The organism is Candidatus Binataceae bacterium, from assembly GCA_035294265.1.
GTDB lineage: Bacteria > Desulfobacterota > Binatia > Binatales > Binataceae > DATGLK01.
In genome coordinates this window covers 23162-33485 of the sequence record DATGLK010000059.1, presented here as the reverse complement: position 1 = coordinate 33485, position 10324 = coordinate 23162, and the positions used below count along the sequence as shown (strand labels likewise).

The 10324-nt window shown below is 63.0% G+C and carries 10 protein-coding genes; 3 read left to right on the top strand and 7 right to left on the bottom strand.

Annotated elements, in window-relative coordinates:
• Positions 1-251, bottom strand: a 251-nt coding sequence (locus VKV28_10235; protein HLH77172.1) for a DoxX family membrane protein, incomplete at its 3' end; no start/stop codon positions are given.
• Positions 252-403: 152 nt separating this feature from the next.
• On the opposite strand from VKV28_10235, the gene VKV28_10230 reads away from it, so the two are divergent.
• The gene (locus tag VKV28_10230) at positions 404-1270 is read left to right on the top strand and encodes a dienelactone hydrolase family protein (GenBank protein HLH77171.1); all 867 of its coding nucleotides are present in this window, start codon (positions 404-406) and stop codon (positions 1268-1270) included.
• A 39-nt stretch (positions 1271-1309) separates the two neighbouring features.
• Here the strand turns inward: VKV28_10230 and VKV28_10225 are convergent, their stop codons facing one another.
• Positions 1310-2323: a fumarylacetoacetate hydrolase family protein gene (locus VKV28_10225; protein ID HLH77170.1), complete on the bottom strand. Its 1014-nt coding sequence runs from the start codon at positions 2321-2323 to the stop codon at positions 1310-1312.
• Positions 2324-2553: 230 nt separating this feature from the next.
• Between VKV28_10225 and VKV28_10220 the strand changes: the two genes are divergently transcribed.
• Positions 2554-4818, top strand: a complete 2265-nt coding sequence (locus VKV28_10220) for a xanthine dehydrogenase family protein molybdopterin-binding subunit (GenBank protein HLH77169.1) — start codon at positions 2554-2556, stop codon at positions 4816-4818.
• A gap of 287 nt (positions 4819-5105) precedes the next feature.
• Here VKV28_10220 and VKV28_10215 read toward each other — a convergent pair whose 3' ends face one another.
• Positions 5106-6167 carry an LLM class flavin-dependent oxidoreductase gene (locus tag VKV28_10215; protein HLH77168.1) on the bottom strand — a complete coding sequence of 354 codons (1062 nt, stop codon included), beginning with the start codon at positions 6165-6167 and terminating at the stop codon, positions 5106-5108.
• Positions 6168-6340: 173 nt separating this feature from the next.
• On the opposite strand from VKV28_10215, the gene VKV28_10210 reads away from it, so the two are divergent.
• A complete protein-coding gene (locus VKV28_10210) occupies positions 6341-7297 on the top strand; it encodes a DUF1932 domain-containing protein (protein HLH77167.1) in 957 nt (318 codons plus the stop codon).
• A 398-nt stretch (positions 7298-7695) separates the two neighbouring features.
• On the opposite strand, the gene gstA is transcribed toward VKV28_10210, so the two are convergent.
• The 4 genes from gstA to VKV28_10190 form a co-directional block, all read right to left on the bottom strand.
• Positions 7696-8307 (bottom strand): glutathione transferase GstA, encoded by a 612-nt coding sequence (gene gstA, locus VKV28_10205; protein ID HLH77166.1) that lies wholly within the window; start codon positions 8305-8307, stop codon positions 7696-7698.
• A gap of 58 nt (positions 8308-8365) precedes the next feature.
• Complete coding sequence (locus VKV28_10200; protein ID HLH77165.1) at positions 8366-8746, bottom strand: RidA family protein; 381 nt, start codon at positions 8744-8746, stop codon at positions 8366-8368.
• Positions 8747-8780: 34 nt separating this feature from the next.
• Positions 8781-9551 carry an HD domain-containing protein gene (locus VKV28_10195; protein ID HLH77164.1) on the bottom strand — a complete coding sequence of 257 codons (771 nt, stop codon included), beginning with the start codon at positions 9549-9551 and terminating at the stop codon, positions 8781-8783.
• 183 nt (positions 9552-9734) lie between these two features.
• A complete protein-coding gene (locus VKV28_10190; GenBank protein ID HLH77163.1) occupies positions 9735-10259 on the bottom strand; it encodes a hypothetical protein in 525 nt (174 codons plus the stop codon).
• Positions 10260-10324: the final 65 nt, after the last annotated feature.

Genomic DNA, 10324 nt, shown 5'->3' with positions numbered 1-10324 from the left:
AAGGCGGCGATACGAGTCAGCAGCCCCAGGACCAGCCCGATGCCACCGAGAAATTCCGAGCCGACAGCGACGAGCGCCAGCCATGGTGGAATGTTCCAGGCCGAGCGGAAGCGCTTGAAAGTTTCGTCCAATCCTCCGCCGCCGAACCAGCCCAGCAGCTTTTGCGCGCCATGGGGCCAAATCACCGCGGCGAGCATCAGGCGAATAATCAGCGGCGCCAGCTCTCCATTGGTCTGCAAAAGCATGTGCATTTCAAATGTTCCCCCGTCCGGCCAGGCGGCTGACTTGCCTTGGAACCCCCTCAGGCACGATGCTCAGAGAGGGCCCGGAGCCGAGTATGAACCGGCGGCGCCGAAGGCTCAATCGGCTGCAAGCCTACATCTACGCAAGAAAGGAACGCGGAATGGACAGCAACGATCGCCCACCCGAGTTAATTCCAGCACCGGAATTCTCCCGCCGCGAATTCGTCGTGCTCACGCTGAGCGCGGGCTTCGCCCTGGCGGCCTTGCCGGTGTCCGCACAAACCATCACCACCGACAGCAAGGGTCTGGTCGCGGGCGAGGTCAAGATTCCGGTGTCCGGCGGCACGATACCGGGCTACCGCGCGCGCCCGGCCCAGGGTGGTCCATTTCCGACCATCGTGGTGGTGCACGAGATCTTCGGGGTTCACGAACATATCAAGGATATCTGCCGGCGGCTGGCCAAGATGGGTTACTTCGCGGTCTCGCCTCTGCTGTTCGCACGCGAGGGCGACGTGACCAAAGCCCCCGATTATGCCGCGATCGACAAGATCGTTTCTCGCGTTCCCGACCGCCAGGTGATGGCCGATCTGGACGCCACCGTGGCCTGGGCCAAAAGCACCGGTCACGCTGACACCTCGCACATGGGCATCACCGGCTTTTGCTGGGGTGGACGCGAAGTGTGGCTGTACGCCGTGCACAATCCCAAGCTGAAGGCGGCGGTGGCGTGGTATGGTCCGCTGGATCTGCCCAAAAGCCCGCTCAAACCGGCTAATCCACCGGACCTGGTGACGCAACTCAAGGTGCCGGTGCTGGGGCTATACGGCGGCGCCGATCACAGCATCACGCTGGATCAGATTCATGCGATGCAGGCGGAACTAAAAAAAGATGACAAACCCTGCGAGATAATCATCTATCCCGGCGCGCCTCACGGCTTCAATGCGGATTATCGGCCCTCTTACCGCCCGGCGGCGGCCAAGGACGCCTGGAAGCACATGGCGGCTTGGTTCAAGGATCACGGCGTGGGCTAAAGCGCCGCGACGACAAACGCCGCGGCGCTTTAGCCAGAATCAGCGTGAGGCCACGACCCGACTCTTCAGACTGCCGATGGCCGGGGAGCGGATCTCCACCGTGTCGCCAGGCTTCAGAAAGCGGTCGGGCGCGAAGGAGCGATCGGGCCGCACCTCGCTGGAATCGGCGGCGGTGCCGGCTGCGGTGCCACCGCTGATGACGTCGCCGGGGTACAGCGTCAAATCGGTGGACAGGTACTCGATGTACTCGGCGAAGGAAACCACCATATCCTTGGTGTTGTAATGCTGGCGGCGGTCGCCGTTGACCAGGGTCTCGACCTCAACGTTGTCGGGATCCAGTTCGCCCACCACGATGCAGGGCCCCATCGAATGGCTGGTGTCGAAATTCTTTTGCATCGCGAACTTGAGCAGCCCGCCCCCTTCATTCAGCCCGCGGATGCTCCAGTCGCCCGAGAGCGTCACGCCCCAGATGTAGGACTTGGCGTCGGCCGCCTTGATGTTCTTGCCCTGCTTGCCCAGCACCACCGCGGCCTCGCCTTCATAATCGAAGTAGCGTGCGCGGGCCGGATAAATCAGTTCGGCCTCGGGCCCCATGCTGCGCCGATCCACCTTCCAAAAGCCCCAGATGCCGGCCTTGCGGATTTCCGCCTTGGCGTCGCTGGCCGAGATCGTCTGGCCGCGAATCTTGGCCGCCATCGCGATCGCATGATCGGCGAAATTGCCACCCGCGCAGGCCACCCGGCTGGCGTGGGGGCGGGGCGCATGCAATCGCACCGCGCTAAGCTTGTGGACCACCGGCTCGCCGCGCGGATCGAGCTGATCGGAGGCGCGCTGGAGGTAGTCCACCGCCTGGTTGATCCTGTCCAGCGCGGGTTGCCCGGCCTCGATCAGCCGCGCCAGGTCGGAGGGAACCAGGGCCTCGGCAAGCTGCAGTGGATGGGGTTCGTTATCGCATTCGCGCACGCACTTGGCGAAGGCGTATGACAGATCCACCACGCTCCCGTCCTGCACGGCGCCGGTGCGCCGATCGGGACCATAAACGACTATTTTCACGGCTATCCTCCTCCAAGCGGTCGTTGTCTGTTGCGGGCGCGGCGGCGGGGCCGCGCAGCCGCGACTTTAGCCAACTAACCGCCCGCCACGCCAGCGCCCGGGGCCCCACTTGGCGCAGGCTATAGACGTTATCGGCAGCGCTGGGGTATTACGAGGGGAGACGACTTGACGCACCGTGGCCGTAGGCTGCCGGCGCCTGCCTGGGTCGCGAGGGCGGAAAAGGAACACTCATGGCAACATTGCTCAATATCGGTCAGCCTGCTGGGCGGGTCGAAGGCCCGGCTAAAGTCACCGGTCGCACCAAGTACACCGCCGACGTCATTTTGCCCGGGATGTTGTGGGGCAAGGTGCTGCGCAGCCCCTTCCCCCATGCCCGCATCGTCTCGCTCGACGTCAGCGAGGCGCGCAAATTGCCCGGCGTGCACGCGGTGCTGACCAGCGCCGATGTGCCCGAAGTGCTGATGGGCAAGTTCATCTTCGATACCCCAGTGCTGGCGCGCGACCGGGTCCGCTTCGTCGGCGATAAAGTCGCGGCGGTGGCGGCCGAGACCCCCGACATCGCCGAGGCTGCGCTCAAGCTGATCGAGGTGCGCTACGAGGAGCTGCCCGCGGTGTTCGATCCGCTGGAGGCGATGACGGCGGGCGCGCCGCTGATCCACGACGACCCCGCCCGCTACTCGCACATGCCGCCGCAACCCTTCCACGGCGAGGTGCGAATCGCCCCGCCGATCCCCAACGTCAGCGCCCAGGCGATCATCAAACACGGCGACCTGGAGGCCGGTTTTGCCAAAGCGGCGCGGGTCTTCGAGCATACCTTTTACGTCCCCGCCATCCATCAGGCCTATATCGAGCCGCACGCATGCGCGACCTGGATCGAGCCCAATGGCCGCATCCACATCTGGCTGACCAACAAGATGCCGTACGTGGCACGCAACCAGATCGCGATTGCGCTGGACTTGCCTCAGGAGCGCATCCGGGTCGATGCCGCCTCGATCGGTGGGGATTTCGGCGCCAAGGGCAGCCTGATGGACAGCGTGCTGTGTTACTACCTGGCCAAGAATGCCAATCGGCCGGTCAAGATGGTGATGACTTATACCGAGGAGCTGATGGCGGCCAATCCGCGCCATTCGGCGATCATTACCCAGAAGACCGGGGTAGATAACGAGGGCCACATCACCGCCCATCAAGTCAAAATCGTATACGACTGCGGCGGCTACAGCGGCTATTCGCCCTCACCGATGCTGCATGGGGCGGTTCACGGCTCGGGTGCCTACCGCGTTCCCGCGGTGCTGATCGAAGCCTATCGGGTTTACACCAACACCGTGCCGCGCGGTTATATGCGCGCGCCAGGCGCGCCGCAGATGCTGTTCGCGGTGGAAAGTCACATGGACATGATCGCTCATGAGATGGGGATCGAGGCGCTGGAATTTCGCCGCCGCAACGTTTTGAGCGAGGGCGATACCGGTGCGTTGGGTGAGCATTGGCGCGCCATCCTGGGCCCGCAGACGCTGGAGGCCGCCGCCGCCGCGGCTCATTGGGAGGCACCCAAGCCGCCTAACGTCGGCCGCGGCGTGGCGCTGTACGAACGGGGCACCGGCAATATTGGGGCCTCGGCCATGATCCTCAGCGTCGACGCCCAGGGGCGGATCTCGCTGCTCACCGGCGCACCCGACACCGGCACCGGCGCCTTGACCATGCTGCAGCAAGTCGTGGCCGAGGAATTCCACCTTCCCCGTGAGGCGGTCACGATCGTTCAGAGCGATACCGACAATGCACCCTTCGAGTTAGGCCACGCGGCCAGCCGCTTTACCTACATTGGCGGTCAGGCGGCCCTGGCCGCCACGCGCGAGATGATCAAGGCGCTCAGCGAACTGGCGGCGCAGAAGCTGGGCTGCGAACCCGCTCAGGTAACGCTGCAACAGGGCAAATTCACCGCTCCCAGCGGCAGCCTCGACCTCAAGAGCCTGATGGCTTACGCGGCCGAGCGCGGCCTGGCACCGATCCATCGCACGGGCAATTACGTCCACAAAAGCGGCGAGATGGACAACACTTGCTTCTGCGCCCAGATTGCCGAGGTCGAGGTCGATCGCGAAACCGGCGAGGTCAAGCTACGCAAACTGGTGACCGCCCACGATACCGGCACCGTGATCAATCCGCTGACCTTGCACGGCCAGATCGAGGGCGGTGTAGTGCAGGGGATCGGCCAGGCGCTCACCGAGCATCTGGTGATCCGCGACGGCAACGTAACCACCTTGCACATGGGTGACTACAAGCTGCCCACCGCGATGGACATTCCAGAGCTGACCACGGTCATCGTGCCCAGCCAGGTCGGTCCCGGACCACATAATAGCAAGGCGATCGGCGAACACAGTCTGTCTTCGGTGCCGGCTGCGATCGCCAATGCGGTATTCGACGCGGTCGGAGTACGGATCACGGAACTGCCCATCACGGCCGCCAAGGTTTACGAGGGACTACACAAACAAACCGGCAAGTAACGCCTTGGGGCGCCGTCTGGCAAATAACCGTCACTGACCCGCCGCGCGTAACAATCAAGCGGTATCGAGCGGTCGCGCTCGCTGGTTGGCTCGCATGCCTGGGCAAACGCTTTGGCAAAGAGGCCGGAGCGGCCAGCGTCGAATACGGACCGATTCCGAACTCGATAAGAAGGACGTAATCCACGAACTCAACGCTGTCGTCGCAGTGAGCCGCAGCTCACGCGCGCGCGTCGGGGCCTTAACGTAACCTTTGACTCCAAAGGGCGGCGGAGAAAGCCGCCGCCGAATCAGCGAAAGCGGGGCATCACGCGCTCGGCGAACAGGCGCATCGAGCGCTCCACCAGCTCCGAGGCCAGGCCGCCGAAGTTCATCCAGCACAACACCTCGCCGATGCCCAAGGCGCGCATCTCCGCAATTCCATCGATGACCCGCTCGGGACTGCCGAAGAGCACGCTTTCGCGCAGGACATCGTCGAGCCGGAAATGCTCGAAACGCTCGGCCATCGCGCGGAAGCGCGGCTGCAACGAGAGCGGCGCATCCTCGATCCGCTCGGGGATCAGAAAGCGCTTGAACGCACCCTGATACCATTGCTCGGCCGCGTAAGCCTCGCGGCTGGCCTGCGCGTCGGTAGGCGCAACATAGATATGGCGCGACACCCCCCAGCCATCCAGCGCCTGGCGGGCCTGCTCCTCGCTGGCGCCCAGTTCGCGCCGGGTGGCGAGGTAGAGATCGCGATGGGCCACGACCTGGGACAGCGGCCCGGTAATCACCGAATTAAGAATGGGCCAGCCACGCCGGGCCGCAAAGGTTACGGTCTCGGGGCTGGTCGCCACCAAAAAAATCGGTGGGTGGGGCTTGGTGAAGGGCTTGGGCCGCACCGCCAGCTCTTCGATCTGAAAAAACTTGCCGCGATATGACACCCGCTCCTGTGTCCACGCCGCCAGCATCAACTCCAGGATCTCATAAAAGCGCGCGCGGCTTTCCTCCTGGGGGATGCGAAAGCCGGCAAATTCGCCCGGTCGGTTGCCCCGCCCGACCCCGACTAGCAAACGGCCGCGGCTCAGGATATCGGCCAACGCCACCTCTTCGGCCAGGCGAATGGGGTCGTGAAAGGGAAGAATCGCGGCGGCCCAGCCGATCTTGATTCGGCGGGTGCAAGCGGCCAAGGCGGTGCTGATCGCCACCGGACTGACCGACAGTCCGTATTCGGTGAAATGATGCTCGGTCAGCCAGACCGAATCGAAGCCAAGCTCCTCCGAAAAGCACATCTGATCGAATTCGCGCTGGATAACCTCGGCGTCGGAGGTACCCGGCGGGGCCTGTAAAAAGTAGTAGCTGCCAAAGCGCATCGCTGACTCCTGCGGCACGCCGCGCGCGGCGCCTGCGCCCGTGGCGCGATTATCCCCGGTCGGCCCCGCCGTTCCAAGTGCGGGCTTGACCGCTTCGGTGTCAGTGTGCGACTGGGTCACATAGCGGCGGCACCGCGCCTGTGCCGCGCAGACTCAAGCGGAGGAAGCGAACGATGGCCGGTCAACTCAACCTGGCGCGCATCAGTCTAATCGGTTTTGGCGAAGCCGGCGGCATCCTCGGAGCCGACCTGGCGGCGCTTCGCGGCCCGCAAGTAGCGAGCTTCGACATTCTATTCAACAACCCCGCGCGCAAGTGCGCCATCCTGGCCAAAGCCGAGCGTGCCGGGGTGCATGCCGCAGCCAGCCTGGCCGAAGCACTCGAGGGGGCTGACCTAGTGATTTCCGCGGTGACCGCCAGCGCCTCGCGCGAGGTCGCCCAGTCGGCGGCGCATTTGCTCAAACCTGGACAAATATTCTTCGAGATAAATTCGGTCTCGCCCCAGACGCGGCGCGACAACTGCCGGGTGATCGAAAATGCGGGCGCGGATTACGTCGAGGCCGCGGTGATGGCGCCCGTGCCGCCGCAGCGGCTCAAGGTACCGATGCTGCTAGGTGGCAAGCGCGCCGGCGAGGTGGCGCAGGCGCTATCTCACCTCGGTTTCGGTGCCACCGCGGTGGCGACTGAAGTGGGCGTCGCAGCGGCAATCAAGATGTGCCGCAGCATCATGGTCAAGGGGCTGGAGGCATTGACGCTTGAATGCATGCTGGTCGCCCGCCGCTACGGTGCCGAAGAGGCGGTGCTCAAGTCGCTTCACGCCACTTACCCTTCGATGGGCTGGAACGCGGCACTGCCCGACTACCTAATCAGCCGGGTGGCCGAGCACGGCCGGCGACGCTCCGAAGAAATGCTGGAAGTGGTACAAACCCTGCTGGATGCCGGGCTGGAGCCTACCATGGCCACGGCGACGGCTAACGTACAGGCGTGGCTGCCCAAGGCGATGGAGCAGGCGGGGATAGCTTACGCGGGCGAGGGATTTTCCTGGCGGCGGCTGGCCGACGCGCTGGCGCAAGCGACATCGTCAGAAAGCGAGCGGGAAAAGTCCCGAGCTGTGCCAATCGGCGCTAAGTAGCGACCCGCGCGATGCCGCGCGACAGCTCCTTTCGCCCTTTCCTGTTTCCTCCTGAGCCATCGAAGAGGGTGGGTGGAAGGGCTCTTAGCAGTGCCTTCCCGCGCCGACCGAGCTCGTCCTATTTTCCCATCTCTCCTTGCAGCGTTGATGCACGACGCCTAACCGCCATTTCCGAACTCACTGCGCGACGCGGCTCTCCGTCCTTAAACTCCCCACGTTGCATTCATCGCGGCAAGCGGCATTGGAAGATCGCAAATCCCTCCACTTCACTTTCCACTTATAATCCCGGACATAGGGATTTTCTTCGGGATTTTCTTCGGGATTTTCTTCTGTCCACGCACGGGCGTTGTGCCGGTGAGGCGGGCCATCGCGCCTACCCCACCAGCCGTGCAGACGATTTACTGTTGCAGCCCTTCGGCCTTGAACACTTCCTGCACCTTGGGCCGCGCCGCGATGCGATCGAAGTAGGCCTTGACGTTGTGCCATTGGGAAATGTCAATATTGGCGCGCTTGGCCCAGTGGAGCATCACGAACATGTAGGCGTCGGCCACCGTAAACTGAGCGCCGGTCAGAAAAGGGCCACCGGCTCCCAATTGCTTATCGAGCATCGCGTAGCGTTGGCCCAACTCCTCACGCACCGTGGGCTTGTACTCCTCGGGCACGGTGGGACGGAACACCAGACCGTAACGCTTGTGCAACTCCGAGGCGGTGAAATTCAGCCATTCCTGTACTCGGGACCGCTCCAGCGTGCCGTTTTTGGGCGCTAGATTGCTCTCGGGCTTGAGGTCGGCCACGTACTGGACGATCGCCGGCCCTTCGGTCAACACCTGGCCGTTGTCCAGTTGGAGCGTGGGCACCTGCCCCTTGGGATTGATGGCCAGGAAATCGGCGCCGGACTTGGTCTTCTTGGCGCGAAGATCCACCTGCTCCAACTCGAAGGGCAACCCCGACTCACGCAGCACAATATGGGGCGACAGCGAACATGCTCCCGGGGAAAAATATAGCTTCATAACCGCTTTCTCCTTTCCGAAATGAGCCTAGGGAACCGAGACGACAACGCGTCGCAGCCTATTCGATTACCGCCATGATGTCGGCCTCGACCGCGATGTTGCCCCGGCGCAAATCCAGCTCCAGCGTCTTGCGCGCCGGCCGCGAGGCCGCGTCGGGGAACAATTCCAGCCAATAAGGATTGAACACCGCACGGTCAAGTCCGGTCTGATAGAAAAAATTAATCTTGATGATATCCGCCACGCTGCCCCCCGCCGCTTCTACCGTGTTGCGGATATTGACGAACATGTTGCGCGCCTGCTCAGCCGGCGTCTCCGCCATCTTGCCTGTGAGATCATGCCCCATGATCCCGCCCGACATCAGCAGGTTGCCGATCCGCGACGCGTACGGCACGGGCATCGTGCCGTGCCCAATGTAGTCCAGCTCGATACTCTTTCTCATTTGGCAATTCAGCGACTTTCGCTCGATGCGCGGTTTACAGAAACCGCGTCGGCCAGTTAATCGTCCGCCACATATGCGCCGAGGGGCTGTCGTCGAAGCCGAGGCCTTCTTCGGGCTGGCGGAAGTTACGCCCGATGATGTCGGTGAATTCTTCCAGGTTGACGACCGCCTTGGGATCGAAGGAATAGATATCGTTGACCGTGATCAGGCGGGCGGTCATGTACCAGCGGTGGTTGCGAATTTTCCGGTATGCACGCTCGATATAGGGTTCGGGGCGGTAATCGGCGCCGAACAGCTTGAGGTACATCTCGGGGTATTCGTATCCGACCTCGGGATCGGGATAGAAGCGCAGCACCTGATGGGCGCGAATCGCCCAACTCACTTCTTCGTCAACGTAAGGCTCGACCAGTTGCGCGCCCCAGTAGCCGTGGTCGCTGCGGATAAAGCCCGACACGCCGATATCATGCAGCAAACAGGCGATAATCACCTTCTCCTCGTGTCCGGCTTTGCGCGCCAGGGCGGCGCTTTGCAGCAGATGAGCGGCAGGGCCGAACCGGTTGCGGAAGAAATCCATAAGCGTAGGCTTATCCGGCATCGGCTTGAGTCGCGGATCGGGACCCATCAGGTAGTAATGCAAGCGCCCGTCCGCGGGCGGCTGGGGAACTTCTAAGGGACCGGTCGGATCGCGCTCGCCCGAGTAGTAGAGTACCGAGCGAACGGCGATACGGTCCAGCTCCTGGCTAAGCTGGCGTTCTAGCGCGTCGGCCCGTTGAGAGGGCGATGGCGTGGAGATCTGCTCGTCCATTTATCCAGCTCCTGGCCAAAATTGCGAAGCCCGGCCTGAACTCAACCGCCCACCGCTCGACCTTCGGGCCGGCCACGGTCGACCTGCCCCGTGGGAAATCGGACCAGCGCGTGCTTACCCGCTTGGCTCCGCTGTTCGATCCTTTAGCACAAAGACCACCCCGGATGCTTAAGCCGAGGATGCCTAATTGCTGGGCGGATCGACCTGAAAGGCGTTAGCGGTAAAGCAAACCATGGTGAAAAAGCCGCAAGTAGCGACCGCTTCGACCAGGCCAGTTTCGCCCATCAGCTCAAGTCCTCGCTGATAGGTAGCGTCACTGACCTGACCGGAGGCAACCAGCTCCTGGCTCAGTTTCAGGGCGATCTGCTCTTTGGGGTCGCTCAAGGCGGGAGTCTGCCCCTTTGCAATCGCATCCAGGGTGGTCTGTTCAAGCCCTTCAGCGAGCGAACGGCGAGTTTGCGCCCACCAGGGATACTTGGCGTTCCAATGCTTGATCGTGCGCATCACGATGAGCTGGCGCAGGCGGCCGGGCAAGGAGCTGTGGCGCAGAAAATCGCCCATGTCGCGGTTGAGCGCCATGAATTTGGGACTGCGCAGATAGGCCACGTACGGGCCCCCCACAGGCAGACCGCGCGCGTTGGTTTCTTCAAACACTTGCCGCTGTTCGGCGCTCATGTGCTCGGGACTGATTGGGGCTAGGCGTGCCATCGTAATTGCTCCTTGTGAAGGGTTTGCGTTCGGCTTTGAGAAAGCGAGTGCAGCTCGCACCAAAC